This window comes from Sphaerisporangium sp. NPDC051017, assembly GCF_040683095.1.
Classification (GTDB): domain Bacteria; phylum Actinomycetota; class Actinomycetes; order Streptosporangiales; family Streptosporangiaceae; genus Sphaerisporangium.
In genome coordinates this window covers 1-19,325 of record NZ_JBFBCI010000059.1, presented here as the reverse complement: position 1 = coordinate 19,325, position 19,325 = coordinate 1, and the positions used below count along the sequence as shown (strand labels likewise).

At 71.1% G+C, this 19,325-nt stretch carries 18 protein-coding genes and 2 pseudogenes; 6 read left to right on the top strand and 14 right to left on the bottom strand.

Features of this window, described 5'->3' with window-relative positions; all coding sequences use genetic code 11:
* Positions 1-115: 115 nt before the first annotated feature.
* The 9 genes from AB0M95_RS32915 to AB0M95_RS32875 all read right to left on the bottom strand — a co-directional run bounded on the left by AB0M95_RS32915 (position 116) and on the right by AB0M95_RS32875 (position 11,705).
* Positions 116-1,318 carry an amidohydrolase family protein gene (locus AB0M95_RS32915; protein ID WP_363773128.1) on the bottom strand — a complete coding sequence of 401 codons (1,203 nt, stop codon included), beginning with the start codon at positions 1,316-1,318 and terminating at the stop codon, positions 116-118.
* Entirely contained in the window at positions 1,315-3,036 is a 1,722-nt protein-coding gene (locus tag AB0M95_RS32910) for a hydantoinase B/oxoprolinase family protein (RefSeq protein ID WP_363773125.1), read from the bottom strand. Before AB0M95_RS32910 ends, AB0M95_RS32915 begins: the two co-directional genes overlap by 4 nt.
* Entirely contained in the window at positions 3,033-5,117 is a 2,085-nt protein-coding gene (locus tag AB0M95_RS32905) for a hydantoinase/oxoprolinase family protein (protein WP_363773122.1), read from the bottom strand. Before AB0M95_RS32905 ends, AB0M95_RS32910 begins: the two co-directional genes overlap by 4 nt.
* An 82-nt stretch (positions 5,118-5,199) precedes the next feature.
* Complete coding sequence (locus AB0M95_RS32900) at positions 5,200-6,078, bottom strand: LLM class flavin-dependent oxidoreductase (protein ID WP_363773120.1); 879 nt, start codon at positions 6,076-6,078, stop codon at positions 5,200-5,202.
* Positions 6,079-6,290: 212 nt separating this feature from the next.
* Positions 6,291-6,974: a GntR family transcriptional regulator gene (locus tag AB0M95_RS32895; protein ID WP_363773117.1), complete on the bottom strand. Its 684-nt coding sequence runs from the start codon at positions 6,972-6,974 to the stop codon at positions 6,291-6,293.
* Between the two features lie 101 nt (positions 6,975-7,075).
* Positions 7,076-7,972 (bottom strand): dihydrodipicolinate synthase family protein, encoded by an 897-nt coding sequence (locus tag AB0M95_RS32890; protein ID WP_363773114.1) that lies wholly within the window; start codon positions 7,970-7,972, stop codon positions 7,076-7,078.
* Between the two features lie 59 nt (positions 7,973-8,031).
* The gene (locus AB0M95_RS32885; protein ID WP_363773111.1) at positions 8,032-9,042 is read right to left on the bottom strand and encodes an ABC transporter permease; all 1,011 of its coding nucleotides are present in this window, start codon (positions 9,040-9,042) and stop codon (positions 8,032-8,034) included.
* Positions 9,039-10,610 (bottom strand): sugar ABC transporter ATP-binding protein, encoded by a 1,572-nt coding sequence (locus tag AB0M95_RS32880; RefSeq protein WP_363773108.1) that lies wholly within the window; start codon positions 10,608-10,610, stop codon positions 9,039-9,041. Before AB0M95_RS32880 ends, AB0M95_RS32885 begins: the two co-directional genes overlap by 4 nt.
* 24 nt (positions 10,611-10,634) lie before the next feature.
* Positions 10,635-11,705, bottom strand: coding sequence for a sugar ABC transporter substrate-binding protein (locus tag AB0M95_RS32875; protein WP_363773106.1), 1,071 nt, complete (start codon positions 11,703-11,705; stop codon positions 10,635-10,637).
* 189 nt (positions 11,706-11,894) lie between these two features.
* On the opposite strand from AB0M95_RS32875, the gene AB0M95_RS32870 reads away from it, so the two are divergent.
* From AB0M95_RS32870 to AB0M95_RS32850, 5 genes are all read left to right on the top strand, one after another.
* A complete protein-coding gene (locus AB0M95_RS32870) occupies positions 11,895-13,061 on the top strand; it encodes an FAD-binding oxidoreductase (RefSeq protein WP_363773104.1) in 1,167 nt (388 codons plus the stop codon).
* Positions 13,058-13,327, top strand: coding sequence for a (2Fe-2S)-binding protein (locus tag AB0M95_RS32865; protein WP_363773101.1), 270 nt, complete (start codon positions 13,058-13,060; stop codon positions 13,325-13,327). The genes AB0M95_RS32870 and AB0M95_RS32865 overlap by 4 nt, the downstream gene beginning before the upstream one ends.
* Positions 13,324-14,769: an NAD(P)/FAD-dependent oxidoreductase gene (locus AB0M95_RS32860; protein WP_363773098.1), complete on the top strand. Its 1,446-nt coding sequence runs from the start codon at positions 13,324-13,326 to the stop codon at positions 14,767-14,769. The genes AB0M95_RS32865 and AB0M95_RS32860 overlap by 4 nt, the downstream gene beginning before the upstream one ends.
* A 118-nt stretch (positions 14,770-14,887) precedes the next feature.
* Positions 14,888-15,145 (top strand): DUF308 domain-containing protein, encoded by a 258-nt coding sequence (locus AB0M95_RS32855; protein ID WP_363773096.1) that lies wholly within the window; start codon positions 14,888-14,890, stop codon positions 15,143-15,145.
* Positions 15,146-15,214: 69 nt separating this feature from the next.
* Positions 15,215-15,667: a hypothetical protein gene (locus AB0M95_RS32850; protein ID WP_363773093.1), complete on the top strand. Its 453-nt coding sequence runs from the start codon at positions 15,215-15,217 to the stop codon at positions 15,665-15,667.
* A 152-nt stretch (positions 15,668-15,819) separates the two neighbouring features.
* Here the strand turns inward: AB0M95_RS32850 and AB0M95_RS32845 are convergent, their stop codons facing one another.
* Positions 15,820-16,464: a TetR/AcrR family transcriptional regulator C-terminal domain-containing protein gene (locus tag AB0M95_RS32845; RefSeq protein WP_363773090.1), complete on the bottom strand. Its 645-nt coding sequence runs from the start codon at positions 16,462-16,464 to the stop codon at positions 15,820-15,822.
* 72 nt (positions 16,465-16,536) lie between these two features.
* Here AB0M95_RS32845 and AB0M95_RS32840 point away from each other — a divergent pair, with 72 nt between their 5' ends.
* The gene (locus AB0M95_RS32840) at positions 16,537-17,154 is read left to right on the top strand and encodes a DUF6264 family protein (RefSeq protein WP_363773210.1); all 618 of its coding nucleotides are present in this window, start codon (positions 16,537-16,539) and stop codon (positions 17,152-17,154) included.
* Positions 17,155-17,214: 60 nt separating this feature from the next.
* On the opposite strand, the gene AB0M95_RS32835 is transcribed toward AB0M95_RS32840, so the two are convergent.
* The 4 genes and pseudogenes from AB0M95_RS32835 to tnpA form a co-directional block, all read right to left on the bottom strand.
* Positions 17,215-17,349, bottom strand: a complete 135-nt coding sequence (locus tag AB0M95_RS32835; protein WP_363773088.1) for a hypothetical protein — start codon at positions 17,347-17,349, stop codon at positions 17,215-17,217.
* Between the two features lie 5 nt (positions 17,350-17,354).
* A complete protein-coding gene (locus AB0M95_RS32830; protein WP_363773085.1) occupies positions 17,355-17,537 on the bottom strand; it encodes a hypothetical protein in 183 nt (60 codons plus the stop codon).
* A gap of 42 nt (positions 17,538-17,579) precedes the next feature.
* Positions 17,580-18,600 (bottom strand): annotated as a pseudogene (locus tag AB0M95_RS32825) (DUF4158 domain-containing protein).
* 159 nt (positions 18,601-18,759) lie between these two features.
* Positions 18,760-19,153 (bottom strand): annotated as a pseudogene (tnpA, locus tag AB0M95_RS32820) (IS200/IS605 family transposase).
* Positions 19,154-19,325: the final 172 nt, after the last annotated feature.

Sequence of the window (19,325 nt, the reverse complement as noted above, 5' to 3'; positions counted from 1 at the left end):
GCTGCGGCACAGCGCCTGGACCGCCGGGGCGGCCCTGGCGGTGGTGGCGGCCGGGATCGTCCTGCTGCTGCGACGGCACGATCTTCACCGTCGCCGGGCAGGCGACCCCGCGCAGTCAGCCGGCGTGGACGCGTCCGTTCTGGATGACGGTCCTGTTCCCGGGCCCCGCCCACAGGACCGGCGGATCGTCGAACGGGTTCCCGTCGAGGATCAGCAGGTCGGCGGTGGCCCCGACCTCGACGCGACCGAGGTCGGGACGCCCGATGATCTCGGCGTTCACGGACGTCGCGGAGCGGAGCGCCGCCACCGGCCCCTCGACCTCGACCTGTAGCCGGAGCCCGGTGAGCTGCTCGTCCTCGAGCACGCCCATCAGGTCGCTGCCGAAGCCGATCCGCACACCGGCGGCCCTGGCGAGCTCGATCGCCCGGCGGCCCGCGTCCAGCACCTCGCGGTTCTTCTCCTGGGACACGGGGGCCAGACCCAGCTCGGCTCCCCGCCTGTCCATGGCGTCGTAGGCCGCGAGCGTCGGCACCAGGAACGCCTCGTGCCCGGCCATCAGGCCGGCCGTGGGGGCGTCCAGCAGGTTGCCGTGCTCGATCGTGCGGACGCCGTTCTCCACGGCGTGGGCGATGGCCTCGGGCGAGTAGGCGTGCGCCGCGACATAGCCACCGCGGCGGCTCGCCTCGTCGCAGACCGCGCGGATCTCCTCAGGGGAGTACTGCGGGAGGCGGATCGGATCGGTGAGCGAGACCACCCCGCCGGAAGCCATGATCTTGATGGCGTGCGCGCCGCGCCGGAAGCGGTCGCGTACGGCGCGGCGGAGCGCGTCCACACCGTCCACGATCTCGGCCATGTGGCCTCCGCACGCGCACAGGTCCTGGTCGCCCGGGCGGGGGTCGCCGTGCCCGCCCGTCTGCGAGAGCGCCGGGCCGGTGTACAGGTAGCGCGGCGCGGCGATCAGGCCATGGGCGATGGCCTTGGCCAGGCCGGGGTCCCCCCCGGCCACGTCGCGCACCGTCGTGAACCCGCGTCCAAGGGCTGCGGCCAGCCGCCGGGCCCCGGCGAGCGCGACGTAGCTGAGCGGGCTGGTCTCCAGCGCGAGCAGGTCCAGCTCGGTGCCGTAGGCGTGGAAGTGCGCGTCGATGAGACCGGGGACGACCGTGCCGCCTCTGGCGTCGATCACCGTGCCGGCGGTCCTGTGGGGGCCGCCGATCTCCACGATGATTCCGTCGCTGACACGGATCGGGCCCTCGGTGAGCTCGCCCGAGACGCCGTCGAAGACCACGGCGTTGACGATGGTCAGGCTGCCCGCGGTCATGCCGGCCGCTGCCCCTCGCGCAGCCGCCGGGTGGCCTCGTGGTCGACTTCGAAGGTGCCGGGGCCGACCACGACGCCGTAGTCGCGGGCGGCGGCGGACACCGACACGAAATCGTTTCGCACGTCGTGGGCGACCTGGGCGGGCTCGCGCTCGAACGGGTCGCCGTAGCCTCCGCCGCCGCCGGTGTTGTTGACCAGCACCTCGCCGGCGTCCAGGTGGTTGTAGCCGCCGCCCTGCGTCACCTCGCGGTCGGTGCCGGGGTTGAGGATGATGTGGTTGTTCTCGCCCGGCCGTCCCCCGGCGACGCCCCAGGGTTTGGTCTTGGTCTTGTAGACGAGGCAGATGCCGGTGGACGGCGCGGTGAACCGGTAGGTGCGTCCCACCCCGACCCCGCCGCGGAAGCGTCCGGCCCCGCCCGTGTCCTGGCGGTAGCCGTAGGCCTCGATGAACATCGGCGACTTGGTCTCGAGCACCTCGACCGGGTTGTTGCGGCATCCGGGCTCGGACAGGTGCATGATGCCGTCCTCGCCGTCGCCGCCGGCGTGGGCGCCGAATCCGACCGCCTCGTTGGTGGCTTCGAGCCACGTTTCGCCGTTGCGGGGGTTGACGCCGAGGCCCATCATCGAGCTGACGTCGCCGCCGGAGCAGGCGGGCACGCGGCCGGGCATGCCCTGCGCGAGCGCCTTCAGCACGACCTCGCCGCCGAGCAGGCCCGTCCAGAGCGTGAACGTGGGCATCGGCGGGACCGCGTGCATCACCGAGCCCGGCTCGGTGACCACCCGCAGGGGCCGGAAGTTGCCGGCGACCACGGGCGTGTCCGGGGTGGTGAGCGCCTTGAATATGAGGCTGCAGAACGCCTCGGTCTGGCCGAGGGGCAGGTTGATCGGCCCCTTCACGTCGCGGTCGCTGCCGGTCCAGTCGACGATCATCTCGTCGTCGGTGATGGTGACGGTCACCGCCATCTTGATCAACCGGTCCAGGTCGACGCCGTCGCTGTCGACGAAGTCGTGCGCCGACCACGTCCCTCTGGGCAGCTTGGCCAGCGCCAGGCGGGCGAGCCGCTCCCCATGGTCGTTGATCGCGTTCATGGCCCGCAGAAGGACCTCCGGGCCGTACTTGGCCGCGATCTCCTGGGTACGGCGGACACCGGTGACGCAGGCCGACACCTGCGCCTGGATGTCGCCGATCGTGCGCTGCGGCATCCGGCTGTTGAACCGGATCAGGTTGAAGACGTCGTCGTTCTGCACTCCCTCCCGGTAGAGCTTGGTGGCCGGGAAGAAGATCCCCTCCTGGTACATGTCCGTGGAGTCCAGGACGTATCCCGGGTCCTTCTGCTTCAGGTCCAGCACGTGGATCCGGCACGAGGTGAAGCCGATGAGCTCCTCCCCGTGGTGCACGGGCGCGAACACGAGCGGGTCGAGGGTGTGCGCCGACGACCAGTACGGATAGTTCAGGATGAGCACGTCGCCCGGCCGCATCGCGTCGCGGCCGAGGAACTCGATCGCCTTCTTGATCCCGTGGTCGTTGCCCCGGGTGAACACGGCGATGCCGGGCGCGTCGGCCACGACGTCGCCGTCGACGTCGTGGATGCCGATGCCGTAGTCGTGGATCTCGTAGACGACCGTGTTGTACGCCGTGCGGCACAGGTTGCGGGCCATCTCCTCCGCCGCGGCGAGCAGCCCGTGCCGGATGATCTCTGTCGTGATGGCGTCGCTCATCGGATGACCTCCCGGTCTCCTGGTTCGGTCTGGTGGTTCACGGAAATGACCAGCTCGCCGTACGAGCCGACCACGAGGCCGTCGCCGGCGTGCAGGACCGTCGTGGCGGTGTGCTCGGCGATCACCGCGGGGCCTTCGATGACGTCGCCGGCGAGCAGGGCCTCGCGGGTGTAGAGGGCGTACGGCGCATCGGGCCGGTCGTCGGACAGGTACACGGCCCTGGCGCCCTCCGGTCGCAGCTCCCCGGACGTCCGCGCGGCGACCGGCGGGAGGGCCGGCTTGTCCACCGCGCCCACCGCGCGCAGCCGCAGCGTGGTGACCTCGATCGGGTCGTCCATGACGTGGCCGTACTGCCGCTCGTGCAGCCGGGCGAAGCTCGTCTCCACCGCCCCGGCCATGTCGGCGGCGTCGGCGTCGGCGGCGTCCGTGGGGAACGGCACGGTGACCGAGTGCTCCTGGCCCGCGTAGCGCACGTCGAGGCTGCGGACCATCGTCCGGCTCCCCTCGCCGAACCCCTCGTCCGACAGCAGCGCCTGCGCCTCGGCCTCCATCTCGCGGTACGACGCGTCCACGGCCGCGGGATCGAGCCCGGCCAGCGGCGACACCAGGGTGCGGGCGAAGTCGTGCTGCACGTCGGCCATCAGCATCCCGAAGGCCGAGAAGGCTCCCTGGCCGGGCGGCACGATGACGGTGGGGATGCCGAGGTCGCGCGCCACGTCGACGGCGACCAGGCCGCCGCCCCCGCCGAACGACAGCAGGGCGAAGTCCTTGGGGTCTCGGCCGAGTTCGACGGTGATGGCGCGCACGGCGCCCATGATCTTGGTGTTGGAGATGCGGATGATGCCGCGGGCGAGCCCTTGGACGCTCATTCCGAGCGCGGCGGCGACCGGCTGCAGCGCCTTGTCGGCGAGGGAGGCGTCCAGGGTCAGCCTGCCACCGAGCGGGGTCTCGCCGCCCAGGTAGCCGATGGCCAGCGCGGCGTCGGTGAACGTGGGCGCGGTGCCGCCCCTGCCGTACGACGCCGGCCCGGGCGCGGCCCCGGCGCTCTGCGGTCCGACCTGCAGGGCGCCCGCCTCGTCCAGCCAGGCGATCGAGCCGCCACCCGCGCCGATGGTGTGGATGTACAGCGACGGGGTGTTGATGGGCATCTGCTCGAACTCCGCGCCCTGGTACAGGACGGGCTCGGAGTCGAGGATCAGGGACGCGTCGAGGCTGGTCCCGCCCATGTCGATCGTGATGAGGTTCGGCCGGTCCAGGAGCCGCGACAGCGCGGCCGCGCCGATCACGCCGCCGGCGGGCCCGGACAGGATCAGGCTGACCGGCTGCTCGCGGGCCGCCCGTGCGGTCATCGCGCCCCCGCCGGACCTGGTCATGAGGAAGCGGCCGTCGAATCCGCCCGCGGCGAGCTCTCCCTCGAGGCTCCGCAGGTAGCGGTGGACGATCGGCTTGACGTAGGCGTCCAGGACGGCCGTGCTCGTGCGCTCGTACTCGCGGTACTCCCGGGAAAGCTCGTGCGACAGCGTGACGGCCACGCCGGGCGCCGTCTCCTCGAGCACCTCGCGCATCCGCAGTTCGTGCTCCGGGGCGGCGTAGGAGTGCAGGAAGGCCACCGCGACCGACTGGTAGCCGCGCGCGGCGATGAGCGCCGCGACGCGACGCGCGTCCTCGACGTCGAACGGCGTGTGCACAGTGCCGTCGAACCGGACGCGTTCGGTCACCTCGTAGGTGTCGTACCGTTCGAGCAGCGCCGCCGGCTTGCGGTAGGTGATGTCGTAGTTGGTGCGGCGGTCGGTACGGCCGAGCAGGTAGACGTCGCGGAAGCCCTTGGTGCCGATGACCGCCGTCCGCGCCCCGGTGCGCGTGAGCAGGGCGTTGAGCCCCAGAGTCGTGCCGTGGGTGAACATCCCGATCTCCGGCATGGCCGCCCGCGCCACGCCGAAGGCGTTGATGACACCGCGGGTCGGGGCGTCCGGCGTGGTGGGGACCTTGTCGAAGCGCAGCTCGCCGGTGTCGGGGAGCAGTTCGACCACGTCCGTGAACGTCCCTCCGACGTCGATCGCCAGCCTGCTCGTTGTGCTCATCGTGCTTTCAAGCCTTCCTGTCTGGGAGTACGAAGTGGGGCGGGGGGTGGGGGAGTGGCGGTCAACGGCCACCGGCCAGGGGTCACAGCCCGTGTGCGGCGAGAATCGCCCCGAGGCTCTCGGCCGGCAGCCCGCGCCCGTCGTCGCCACGCGGCCAGTGCACGGTGACCTCGTCGAATCCCATCGCCGACAGGCGGCCGAGGAAATCGGCGTACCTGCCTGCGCTCTCGAACGGCCATCGCACATCGAGAGCGATCTGGGCTACGCGCCGCACGGATGTCGCCGCTCTGCCGGCGGCCTGGAGTTCCCGGGTCAGCGCCGCGCTCTGCTCGCCGACGGCCTGAAACCAGGATTCGGGGTCGTCCTGCTGCCGGTAGGGGCCGTAGGTGACCCAGGCCTGGCCGAAACGCGCGGCCAGGCGCAGGGCGCGCGGGCCGGCGGCGGCCACGGTCAGCGGCACGCGGGGCCGCTGGACGCAGCCGGGGATCTGGTGGGCGTCGACGGCGCTGAACCACGTCCCCTTGAGAGTGGTCACCCGGTGGGTGAGCAGATGGTCGAGCAGGCCGAGCCACTCGGCGAACCGCTCGGCGCGTTCGCCGCGGTCGCGCGGCGGGTCGCCGAGGACGAGGGCGTCCGGGCCCTCGCTGCCCGCGCCGACGCCGATGTCGAGCCGGCCGCCGCTGATCCGGTCGAGCGTCATGATGTCCTTGGCGAAGGTGACCGGATGCCGGTAGTTCGGAGTCGCCACCTGGGTGCCCAACCGCACGCGGCCGGTGGCGGCCGCCGCCGCGGCCAGCATGGGTACGGCGGCGTACCAGGGCCGTTCCCTGAGCGCCGGCCAGGTCAGGTGGTCGTAGGTCCATACCGTGCGCACGCCCGCGGCCTCGGCGTTCTGGACGTCGGCGACGAAGGCGGCGGGTGGGTCGCGGTCGGGAAGGACGAGAGCCGACAGGGCGAGCAACGGGCTTCCTCCGTTCGATGGGGGCGAATAGGCGACCGGTCGCGGCACACGGCGCTTCGACTCATGGCGCAGCGACACACGGCGCAGCGGCGCGCGCCGGATGCGAGCAGTGCCCGAGCGCGTGTGCCCGCCGGATACCGGAGCACGCCGGCATGACGGCCCGCCGGCCGGTGTTCGACCGGCCACCGGATGGGAGGGGACGAGGAGCGTGGTCAGGCGCCCGGGGGCCGTTCCTCCCTGCCCGCCCACTTGCCGCGCACGTGACCGATGTGCGCGTCCATCAGCCGTTCCAGGCCATGCCGGTCGACCGCCGCGATGAGGTCGAGCATCCGCATGTGCTCCAGGGCCGAGGTGTGCAGCTCCCCGGTCTGCGCGAGCCGCGTGAGCCCGAACAGCCGGGCGCGGGCCCGTAGCTCGCCCACCAGCGACACCAGCTCGGTGTTGCCCGTCAGCGACAGAAGCTCCAGATGGAAGTCCCGGTCGTGCTCGATGTAGGCGATCAGGTCCATCTTCCGTGCCGCGTCGACGATGCGCTGGGCCATCGGCCGCAGCCTGGCCAGGTCCTCCTCGGTGGCGACGCCGATCACCTTCACGGTCGTCGGCACCTCGAGGAGCTGCCGTATCTCGGTGAGATGGTCGAGCTCCTTCTCGGACAGCTCGGTCGCCCGGAAGCCCTTGTTGCGCACCGTCTCGACGAGGCCCTCCTTGACCAGGTCGAGCATCGCCTCCCGTACCGGTGTGGCCGACACGCCGAGCTGAGCGGCGAGGGTCGGCGCGGAGTAGATCTCGCCGGGTCGCATCTGACCGGCCACGAGCGCCGCGCGCAGTGCCTGCGCGACCTGCGCGCGCACGCTGCGCTGCACGCGCAGGGTCGGCAACTCCAACGACTCCGCCATGGCGCACCTTCCTCGACCGGCACGAGAATTCCCCGGGCTCTGCCGACATTATGGGAGCGATCACGCCTGGCGGCGGCATGGATTCCGGTACGCGCATGGCGTTATCTGCATCCCGCCGCCACCGCTTTCTCGGTGGCCTCCCGTACGGCCTGATGCTGCTCCTCGGTGAGGGGCAGGCGCGGGGGCCTGCACGGCCCGCCGTACCGGCCGGCGATGTCCATCGACAGCTTGATGGCCTGCACGAACTCGACCTTGGAGTCCCAGCGCAGCAGGGGGTGCAGCGTCCGGTACAGCGGGAGCGCCGTGGCCAGGTCGCCGGCCGCGGCCGCGTTGAACAGCTCCACGCAGGAGCGCGGCAGCGCGTTGGGGTATCCGGAGATCCACCCGGGCGAGCCGGCGATCACCATTTCCAGGGTGACGTCGTCGGAGCCGGCCAGGACGTCGAGTCCCGGGGCGAGCTCGGCGATCTGGTAGACGCGCCGGACGTCCCCGGAGAACTCCTTGACCCCCACGATCAGCCCCTCGGCGTGCAGGTGGGCCAGCAGGGCGGGGCTGAGGTCGACCTTGGTGTCGATGGGGTTGTTGTAGGCGACGACGGGAAGGCCGGCCTTGGCGACCTCCCGGTAATGGCCGACGACGGCGCGCTCGTCGGCCCGGTAGGCGTTGGGCGGCAGCAGCATCACTGCGGGGCAGCCGGCCTCGGCCGCCTCCTCGGCCCACCGCCGCGCCTCGAACGCGCCGTACGCGGCGACGCCCGGCATCACGGTGAAACCGTCGGGGGCTGCGTCGAGGGCCACGCGGACGACCGCCCGGCGTTCGTCGTCGGTCAGGGTCTGGTACTCCCCGAGTGACCCGTTCGGTGTCACGCCGTCGCATCCCTCGGCGGCGAGCCACCGTACGTGCTCGGCGTAGCGGTCGAGGTCGACCTCGAGCCGCTCGTCCATCGGTAGCGCCGTGGCCACCAGCACGCCGTGCCAGGGCTTCTGCCGCGCTTGCATAGTCGCTCCCATCGTTGATTGCGAAAGGCTCGATCCGGGGGCCGGGGGCCGTTCCCGGTTCATCTGCCCTTCTTCGCCGCGCTCAGGGCCACGGCGGCGAGGATGACGACACCGGTCGTCAGATCTTTGAAGAACGGGTTGGCGTTGAGGATGTCGAACCCGTTGTCGATGAGGGCCAGCAGGTAGACGCCGCAGACGGATCGCCAGATCGCGCCTATGCCGCCGTAGATGCTGGTGCCGCCGAGGATGACCGCGGCGATGGCGAGCAGTTGCAGCCCGCTTCCCGCCTGGGGCTGGCCGGAGCCGATGCGGGACACGCCGATGGCCGCGGCGATCCCGGCCGCCAGCCCGCTGTAGAGGAAGGTGTACAGCTTGATCCGGTCGACCCGGATGCCGGACAGCTCGGCCGCTTCCGAGTTGCCGCCGACCGACAGCACGTACCTGCCGAAGGTCGTGTAGTTCAGCAGGAACCCCGAGACCAGCGCGAACACGGCGAAGATGATGACGGCGTAGTAGATGGGGCCGACGCCGCCCCGGCCGAGCGCGGTGAAGGAGACGTCGCCGACGCTGATCAGGAAGCCTCCGGTGATGAGCACGGCCAGGCCGCCGTAGACGAGGCTCGAGGCCAGCGTCGCCAGGAACGAGTGGATCCTGAGCCGGGTGATCGCCACCCCGTTGACCAGGCCGAGGACCGCGCCGACGACGGGCGCGGACAGCAGGCCGAGCAGCGGGCTGCCCACGTTGGCCGCGACCCACGCCGCGACGACCCCCGCGACGCTGAAGATGGCGCCGGTCGACAGGTCGAAGCCGCCGCAGATGACGACCAGGGTGCCCGCGCAGGCGATGATCGCCAGCGGGGTGTTCTGGTTGAGAATGTTGATCACGTTGGTGACGGTCAGGAACGACGAGGTCGACACGCTGAGCGTCACGAACAGGGCCACGAGCAGGATCAGGACCGCGTTCCTGCGGATGAAGGGCAGCGTTCCGGCGGCCCACGACCCCGCCGCCGGGGACGCGGCGTGACCCCCCGCGGCGCCCCGCGTGTCCTGCTTGGCCGACATGCTGTTCATACGTCCTCCCCGTTCCCGGAAGGTGTGCTGGTCGTGGGGGTGTCGCCGACGCCGAACAACCGCTGCAGCACGACGTCCACCGAGGTGTCGGCGGACGCCATCTCGCCGATCAGTGAGCCCTGCCGCACCAGGTAGACGCGGTGGCTCAGCCCCACCACCTCCTGCAGTTCCGAGGAGATGAGCAGGACGCCCGTACCCGAGCGGGCGATGCCGACGATGAGCTGGTAGATGCGGGCCTTGGCGCCGACGTCGACGCCGCGCGTCGGCTCGTCGAGGATCAGCAGCTCGGGCCGGCCGAGCAGCCATTTGGCGAACAGCACCTTCTGCTGGTTGCCGCCCGAGTAGACCGAGACGTCGCCGTCGACCTGGCGCGGGCGCACCCCGAGCTGTTCGATGAGCTCCTCGACCGCGCTGCGCTCGGCGCGGCGGGCGAGCACCCCGGCCTTGGAGAACCGCCGCAGGTGGGGCAGGGTCACGTTCTCGAGCGCGGGCCGCGCCAGGACGAGACCCTGCGCCCGCCGGTCCTCCGGGATCATCGCCATGCCGCGCTCGATCGAGCCTCTGGCCGATGCCCCGCGCACCTCGGCGCCCCGGAACACGATGCGTCCCGAGTCGGCGGGTTCGCAGCCGAACAGCACCCTGGCGATCTCGGTCCTGCCGCTGCCGACCAGCCCGGCGAGACCGACGATCTCACCGGGCCTGACCGTCAGCGACACGCCGCGCACCCGATCTCCGCTGTGCACGTCGCGCATCTCCGCCAGGGGCTCGGTGTCCGGGCCGGGGGCCGGCGGCCGTTCGGGCAGCAGCACGTCGGCGGGCTCTCCGAGCATGGCCTCGACGAGGCTCGCCTTGGTCTCGCTCGCCGTGTCCGCCGTGCGGATGACCTGGCCGTCGCGCATCACGGTGACGCGGTCGCAGTGCTCGAGCACGTCCTCCAGGAAGTGGGTGACGTAGACGATCGTGGTGCCGCGCGACCTCAGCCGGGCGATGATGTCGTGCAGCCGGGCCGCCTCGTCGGCGGTGAGGGACGAGGTGGGCTCGTCCATCACGATGACCTTGGCGTCGCGGGCGAGCGCGCGCATGATCTCGACCTTCTGCTGGTCGGCGATCGGCAGACTGTCGACGGGCACGTCGGGTGGCAGTCCGAACCCGCACACCCGCTCGAGCTCCTGGTAGCGCCGTTCCAGCCCCGGATGGAGCACGCCGAGCGTCCGCCTCTCACGTCCGAGGAAGACGTTCTGCGCGACGGTGAGCGCGGGTACCAGGGACAGCTCCTGCGCGATGATGACGACGCCGGCGTCCTGGGCGCGCCGGACGTCCCAGCGCCGCACCCGTCCGCCGAACACCTCCAGCTCGCCGTCGTCGGGGTGGTAGAGGCCGCCGATCACCTTGCCCAGGGTCGACTTGCCCGCGCCGTTCTCGCCGACCAGGCCGTGCACCTCGCCCCTGGCGATCGACAGCGTGACCGCGCTCAGGGCCTGCGTGGACCCGAACCGCTTGGAGAGATTCCGTACGGAGACCGCCGGTTCCGCGAACTGGACGTCTCCCGCATGCCGTGCCGCGGCCACGCCCTCACCTCCTTCCATGCCGGATCAGTCGGACCATTCGCCGGTGAAGTCGGGGTGCTGGTCGAGGATCTCCTTGTTGACGATGAGCGGCACGTCGCCGAGCTTGTCGGCGTCGACGACCGCGGTCACCGGCTTGCCCTTGACCGCGTTCACCACCTGCTCGAGCGCGACCTTGCCCATGCTGACCGGGAAGTTCACCAGGTCGGCGGCCCACTTGCCCGCCCGTACCTGCTTGATGGCCTCGGTGTTGCCGCCGCCGCCGGAGACGTACATCTTCGACAGGTCCACCCCGGCGCTCTCCAGCGCGATCTGCGCGCCGGTGGTCTGCTGGTCGGCGTTCGACAGCACGACGTCGAGCTTCGGGTTCGCCTGCAGGATGTTCTGCATCGCCTTGAGCGAGGTGTCGCGGTCGTAGTTGCCCTGGCCGGTCGCGACGACCTTGATGTTGGCGTGCTGGTCGAGGACCGACCGGTAGGCCTTGTACCGCAGGTTGTCGAACGGGAACTGCAGCTGGCCGATCAGGAGCGCGACCTTGCAGGGGCTCTTGCCCTCGCAGTACTTGACCACGTCCTCGGCCTGGGCCTTGGCGTCGGCCTCCGCGTCCGAGGCGACGGTGGACACGATGCCGGGCACCTGGGGGGTCAGCTTGGTCAGGTCGGGACCGATGGGGAACAGCACCGTGACGACCGGGATCTTCGCCTGGGCCGCCGCGGGGACCGCCGCCGCGATGCCGACGTTGTCGTTGGGCACGATGACGATGCCGTCGAACTTGTTCTGGCTCGCCACGTTCTGTAGCTGGTTGAACTGGGTCTGGCTGTCGAACTTGCCGTCGAAGATGGTCACCTCGACGTCGCCGAGTTGCTTGGCCTCCGCGACGGCGCCGTCATAGACGGCCTTGTTGAAGCCGTTCTGGCTGGAGGAGGCCAGCAGCGCTATCCGTACCGGGCCGGTGTGCCCGGCCTGGCCGCCAGCGCTCGGGCCGGCCTCCTGCGAGGCGGTGACGTCGGAGCTGCAGGCCGACAGGGAAAGGGTCAGCGCGGCCGCCGCGACGGCGGCGGCGCGGATGCGGAGAAGTGGGGTTCCTGGCACAGGCACCTCGCAAGGGTGGAGATGTCGACGATCTCGGTGGATCGCGGATTGTTTTCTCGGGCCCCTCGACCGAGTGCGCAGTACAATGTCACACTACAACTGCCCCGTCAACGACTCCGGCCAGTCGAGTAACAGCAGGAGCAGGTTCATGAACGCTTCACCTCATCACCCGGCGTCTCCCCAGGCGGAGCGGGCGTGAGCGCGGACCTCGTCGTCGCCGGCGCCGGAATCGTGGGAGCGGCCTGCGCGTACTACGCCGCCCGCGAGGGCCTGTCGGTGACCGTCGTGGACCGCGGCCCGATCGCCGGCGGCACCACAGGAGCGGGCGAGGGCAACATCCTCGTCTCCGACAAGGAACCCGGACCGGAACTCGACCTGGCCCTGCTGTCCAACCGCGAGTGGCGCGAGCTCGCCGGCCTGCCACTGGACGGTGAGACCTTCGCCGCCGCGGTCGAACTCGAGCACAAGGGCGGGCTCGTGGTCGCCTCCCGTCAGGCGTCCTTGGACGGGCTCGGCCGGCTGGCGGCCGAGCAGCGCTCAGCCGGCGTCCAGGCCGTCGCCGTACCGGCGAGGCGGCTGCACGACCACGAGCCGCACCTGGCCCACGACCTCGCCGGCGGCTACCTGTACCCCCAGGACATGCAGGTCCAGCCGATGCTCGCCGCCGCGCACCTGCTCAGGATGGCGCGCGCGTCCGGCGCCACCGTGCTGCCGCACGAGCCGGTGACCGGGTTCCTGCGCGACGGCGAACGCGTCACGGGCGTGCGCACACCCCGCCGGGAGATCCCGGCCGGCGCCGTGCTCAACGCGACGGGAACCTGGGCGGGCGAGCTCGCCGCCCTGGCCGGGGTGCCGGTTCCCGTCGCACCACGGCGCGGGTTCGTCCTGGTCACCGAGCCCCTGCCGCCGATGATCCGGCGCAAGGTGTACTTCGCGGACTACATCGCCGACGTGGCGAGCGACTCCGCGGCCCTGCAGACATCGGCCGTCGTCGAGGGCACCAAGGCGGGCACCGTGCTCATCGGCGCCAGCAGGGAACGCGTCGGCTTCGACCGCGCGTTCTCCCTGCCCGCGCTCAGGCTGCTCGCCGCCGGAGCCCTGCGGCTGTTCCCCGTGCTCGACGGCGTCGCGGTACTGCGCGCCTACCGCGGCTTCCGGCCCTACTGCCCCGACCACCTCCCGGTGATCGGGCCCGACCCCCGGGCCCCCGGCCTGCACCACGCCTGCGGGCACGAGGGCGCGGGAATCGGCCTGTCCCTCGGCACCGCCCGCCTGGTCACCCAGGCGCTGACCGGCGGCACGCCCGACATCGACACCCGCCCGTTCCGCCCGGACAGATTCGGCACGGAGGCCGCCGCGTGACCACTCCGCCCCAGTTCGAGATCTACTTCGACGGCGAGCCGATCCCGTGCAGGGACGGCTGGACGATCGGCGCGGCACTGACCGCGGCCGGGATCCGGTCATGGCGGACGACCCGGCACCGGCAGCGGCCACGCGGCCTGTTCTGCGGCATCGGCGTCTGCTTCGACTGTCTTGTGACCGTGGACGGGCAGCCCTCGCTGCGGGCGTGCCTCACCCCCGCCCGCCCGGGCGATGAGGTGCGCACGCAGGAAGGAACCGGGCGATGAAATCCCCTGTCTACGATGTCGCGGTCGTCGGCGCCGGCCCGGCCGGCCTCGCGGCGGCGCTGGCGGCCGCGGAGTCCGGGGTCACCGTGGCGATCGCCGACGCGGGCGTGCGCCCCGGCGGGCAGTACTGGCGCTCGCCCGCCCCCGGCGCGGGCGCGTTCCGGCCGCACACCCTGCACCACGCATGGCACCGCTTCACCTCGGCCGACGCCAGGCTGGACGAACTGGCCGCGGCGGGGCGAGTGACCCGTCTCGCCGAGCATCACGTCTGGTCCGTCGAGCGGACCGAAGCCCTGTGGTCGGCGCACTGCGCGGTCGGCGCCGAGCCCCGCCGCGGCGACGCCCGCCGGGACGTCGTGATCAGGGCGCGGCGGCTGGTCCTGGCCACCGGGGCCTACGACAGGCAGCTGCCGTTCCCTGGCTGGGACCTGCCGGGCGTGATGACGGCAGGCGGGGCGCAGGCGCTGCTCAAAGGCCAGCTCGTCGTCGCGGGCGCGACCGCGGTCGTCGCCGGGACCGGCCCGTTCCTGCTGCCCGTGGCCGTCGGCCTGGCACGCTACGGCGCGCGGGTCGCGGCCGTCGCCGAGGCGAACTCGCCGCTGGCCTTCGCCCGCTTCCCCCGGGCGGTGCTCGGCGCGTCGCGCAAGGTCGGCGAGGCCGCCGAATACGCCGCCGCCCTGCTGCGCCACCGCATCCCGATACGGCACCGGCACGTGGTGATCGGCGCCTTCGGACGCGACCGGCTGGAGGGCGTGCGCGTCGCCAGGATGGGCGGGGACGGGCGGGTGCTCACGGGCACCGAGCGGGTCATCCCCTGCGACGTGCTCGCCGTCGGCTGGGGATTCACCCCGCAGCTCGAACTGCACCTCCAGCTCGGCTGCGCCACCCGGGTCGATGTGGACTCCAGCCTGGTGGTGCGGGTCGACGACGACCAGCGGACCAGCGTGGAGGGAGTGTGGGCGGCCGGCGAGTCGACGGGCGTCGGCGGCGCCGACCTCGCCTTCATCGAGGGCGAGCTCGCCGGGCACGCCGCCGCCGCGTCACTCGCCGCGGCGCCCCGTCGGCCCGCCGGGGCGCTGCGCAAGCGCCGCGCGGCCCTGCGCGCGTTCGCCGCGGCCATGCACCAGGTCTACCCGGTCCCCGAGACGCTGATCGACGGGTGCGACGACGAGACGATCGTCTGCCGGTGCGAGGAGGTGACCGCCGGCGCCATCCGGCATGCCGTCGCGGAGCTGGGGGCGACCGAGCCGCGCACCGTCAAGCTGCTCGCCCGTCCCGGCATGGGCTGGTGCCAGGGCCGCGTGTGCGGCTTCGCCACCGCGTGCATGACCGCGCGGGCCGGCCGGCGGCCCGTCGGCGAGGCGGACCTGCGGGCCTTCGCCGAGCGGCCGATCGCCGCCCCCATCCCGCTCGGCCTCCTGGCGACCCCACCCGAGCCCTGATCACGAACAGCCCCGCGAGAAGACCGCCGCCTGACGCAGGAGTGACGGCGCTCGTGCCCGATGGCCGGTACCCACCGGCGGCGCAGCACCACCCAACTGCGCGTCCGGCATCCCGGCGGTGCTGCGCGTGTGGGGCGCCTGGGCGGTGGTGGCCGGGCTGGTCCAGCTGATCGTGGGTGTCACCCGCCGCAAGATGGGCGGCCAGTGGCCGATGATCATCAGCGGCGGTGTCTCCGTACTCGCTGGTGCGTCGTTCATCGTCGGCGCCTCCGCGGCCAACCCGACGTTGATCAATGCGGCCGGCTATGCCATTCCCGGCGGCATCTTCTTCCTCGTCTCGGCCTTCCGCCTCGGCCGTGCCGCGAAGGGGAACTGACATGGACGGCAAAACGTACGACGTCGTCGTCATTGGGCCGGCCCGGTCGGGGAGAACGTCGCCGACCGGGTGGTGCAGGGTGGGCTGGGCGCCGCCGTCGTCGAGCGCGAGCTCGTCGGCGGGGAATGCTCCTACTGGGCCCGCATGCCGACCAAGGCGTTGCTGCGCAGCGCGGCGGCGTTGCGGGTGGCGCGTCAGTTGCCGGGTGCGCGCGAGGCGGTGACCGGTGGTCTCGACGCGGCCGCGGTGCTGGGCCGGCGGGATTCCTTCGCCTCGCACTGGAAGGACGACGGTCAAGTCGGTTGGCTCGATTCGGCCCGCGATCGCTCTGCACCGTGGCCAGGGCCGGATCGTGTCCCCGGGCGTGGTCGAGGTGACCGTCGACGACGGCGTCCCGGTCACGTTGACGGCCCGGCACGCGGTGGTCATCGCGACCAGAAGCGGCGCGCTGCTGCCGACGTTAACGCCGAGTCCTACGGCGACTCGGCAACCACTCGCGGGAGATCATCGCTTGGCATGTAATACAGGCACGATCGCGCGGCGAGGAATAGTGGCGTCCAGGTCGACCGTCGCATATCTCGCCCGGCCGCAGTGACGAACATCAACCTCAGCGTGCCGCCTGACCGCGTGATCCGGGGAATCGGCGTGACGGAGCCCGGGTTCGTCCGGACGGGTCAACGTGTGTCGAAGCCGCGCAGCATAGCCTCGAGCGCGAAGCCGAAGCGGGGGTCCGTCCCGGAGGAACGCCGGGTTCGTGTGGCCTCGGCGAGGAGTGGGGTCTCCCGCAGGTCCAGATCGGGTATCGCCTGCATCCGGTTGGCCGGCGTGTGCCGGGCACGCCCGCCGGCGGCCAGGATGGCGACGTGGCCGACGACGAAACCCGTCACGGCGTACAGCATGTCCAATGCCCGCTCCAGCGGCAATCCCGCAGTGTGCAGCATTTGGAGCGCGTCCTCCATGAGGTGCAGGTTCTGCGGGGTGATCGCGGGCCGACTGACCACCAGGGGGATGATGTTCGGGTGCGCGATCAGGACGCGCAGCAGCGAGTAGGCGTACTCGCGCAGGCACTCCTGCCATGAGGCCGCCACGGCCGGCGGCGGCGCGGCCTGCGTGAAGAGCTGCTCGACCAGCCCGTCCAGCAGCGCGTCCTTGCTGGCGACGTGCTGGTAAAGAGACATGGCCTCGACCCCGAGTTCTTGGCCGATGCGGCGCATCGACAACGCCTTCAGCCCTTCGCGCTCGGCCAGCGCCAGAGCCGCCTGAAGGATGGCCTGGCGGGTCAGCCCAGCGTTCTGGCCGCGGGCGCGCTTCGAGGACATTGTGGCCTTTCTCACATCGGCGATTCCTACGTCGTAAGCATAGTGGGGGCATGACAAACTTACGCTGTAAGAATCTGGTCTGATGGACGCGGTCGCGATCCCCGAGTTCAAGCACAAGATCGTCCAGCGAAGGCTAGGCGAACTGCGCCGCGAGGCGCGCCAGTACCGCCTCGCCAAGAAGGCGGTCCAGCCGCAAGAAGCGTCAGCCACACCTCGCCACTCCACGCAAATGGAAGGACTCATGCCATGACAAGGTCGGCAAGGAAACCAGACAAGCAAGTAGCTCTCGCCCTGATGTACGGCGGCGCCGGACTCACGGTGATCGCTACCCTCTTCGCGTTCATTGACCGGGCCGGCTTGGCCGACCACATCCACGCGGGTTACCCGGCTTACGGGCTGGGGGAGATCAACGCCGCCGTCACCGCGTACACGGTGATCCTGTCCGTCGTAGGAGTACTGGGACTCCTCGGCTGGCTCGGCACCGTCTGGGCCGCCCGCGCCGGCAAAGGCTGGGCCCGCCCGCTGGCATCCGGCATGTTCGCGATCGCGGTCTGCATCGCGATCGCGGCCGTGACTGTCCAGGACACCAACGGTGAAGTCGGTCTTGCGCCGCTGCTGGGCTGGCTTCAGGTCCTTCCTTTGATCCCCGGTCTCGCAGCAGTCATGCTGCTGTGGAAAAGGGCGGGATGACCGCCAGGCGTACGGGACCTTCGAACATCGGCCCCACCGTCATCCGTGGGGTCGCGGCGCTCAAGCGCTCGACGTATCGAGGCGCTGGGTGGCGCGGGTGGAGATCTTCTCCGAGATGGACCGCCGGATGATCGCCTGTTTCACAGGCGACCACCTATGAAACACCGCGCCGATCCCGGCGATCACGTTCAGCACCCGGATCAGGTCGGCTCCGAGACGAGGGCGACGATGATCGCCCGGCCACTGGCGAAACCCTTGATCAGCCGGGCAACCCAACCACGTCGGTCATTGCGCGAACCGCATGCTGCGAGCACCAGCTCGAAGACCTGCAGCCATCCCTGCCCGGCGGGCTCGGCGACGGGACGCACGCTCACCACCGCCAAGGAATCCAGCTTGCCGGGCCGTGCGACTGCGCAGGATCAGGCTCAGATGACCACGACCCGGCGCCCGCGCGCGTGACCGGCATGGCTGTCGATGTGCGCCGCCGCGGCCTCGGCGAGCGGGTACGACTTCTCGACCGGGATGTGGAGCTTTCCCCGCGAGATGAGGCCGACGGCCTTGGCGAGCGCTTCCGGCACACTCCCGGCCACGCCGGAGAATCAGACCCCGAGCTCCGGCACACCGAGATCGGCGATGGAGATCACCGGTCAGCTCGATGAGCTCCCGGATCACGCCCGAGCCGGCCAGATCGAAAGCTGCGTCGACATGGCCGAGCTGCCGCACCCGCTCGACCCAGCCCTCGCCGTACGTCGTGGCGACGGCACCCAGGCTACGCAGATAGTCCTGGTTCGCGGCCCCAGCCGTGCCGATCACCGTAATGCCGCGGTCGCGGGCGATCTGCAGCACCGCCGATCCGACTCCCCCGGACGCACCGCTGACCAGCAGCGTCTGCCCGGACTGCACACCGACCTGGCGGATGATGTGCAGTGCGGTCTCCACCACGGAGGGGTACCCGGCCGCCTCTTCGAACGTCAGACCTTCGGGCATACGGGCCCAGGCCGACAGCACGGAGAACTCGGCATAGGTGCTCGAGCCTTCGCCGAACACGTGGTCGCCGACCTCGACCCCTTCGACCTCGGCGAGCCACACCGTCACCTTCCTCGCGTCGGCGGTCGTGCAGGCGCGAAAGCCGAGTTGCGTGCGGATCTGATTGCGGTTGTATTCGATCGTGGAGCCGGACCACTCGTAGAAGCCGAGCTCCGAGGCGGGAACCTGAACCCGCTTGGCCACGTGCTCGACGACCTGGTCGGGCAGCTCCGAGCGGCCACGCGGGAAACGGCCGTACTGCGTGTAGAACTTCAGCAAGATCGCGAGGGCGGGGCGCGTGGCACCGCGCTTGCCACTCCTGAATCGGTTCCTCGGGGCCGGGCGGGGACGCGCTGCTGCGCCGCGATGAGGCCAGTGGGCGCCGGGCGTCGCTCTGACGGCAGCGTCGTAGAGGGCCACGACCGCGCGGGGTCCGCGTGTCCGAGGGGCGGCGGGCGAGGCGGCGGCGTCCCAGGGCACTGTCTACCGAAATGCGGGCCAGTGCTCCGGCCTTCAGGCCGGGGGTGAAGGCCCGCGCGGGAGTGCCCGCTAGGGCGCGAGCGTGCCTTCACCCGCAGGTCACAGTGGGCGTTGCTGCTGCTCGATGTACTGCGTGAGTACCGCGAGCGGTGCACCGCCGACCGATCCGGCGAAGTAGGACCCGGACCAGAAGTGTCCACCCCACACATACTTGCGGACATGCGCGGCGTACTCCTTGCCCAAGAGCCGTGCCGAGACGCCCTTGAGACTGTTGACCAGTTTGGACAGGGCGACCTTCGGCGGGTGGTGGATCAGCAGATGGACATGGTCGTGTTCGCCGTTGAACTCAACGCAACTCGACCTCGAAGTCCGCGCACACCTCCCGCATGATCTCCTCGCAGCGGGCCGGCATCTCGTTTTTGAACACCCCCCGCCGATACTTGGTGACGAACACCAAGTGCGCGTGAAGATTGCAGACAACATGGCGCCCCAACTGGACGTCGGGGTTCGTTTTCCATCCCGGTGACGCAACGAAACGATACGATCACGGTGTGGGGACGGTAAAGCGGACGCGGGCGCATGTGGCCCGCCTGGAGTTGAGCGTGGCCCAGGCGGCGGTGCTGGACGGTCAGGCGCACACCGCTCGCGCGCTGTGGAACCTGCTG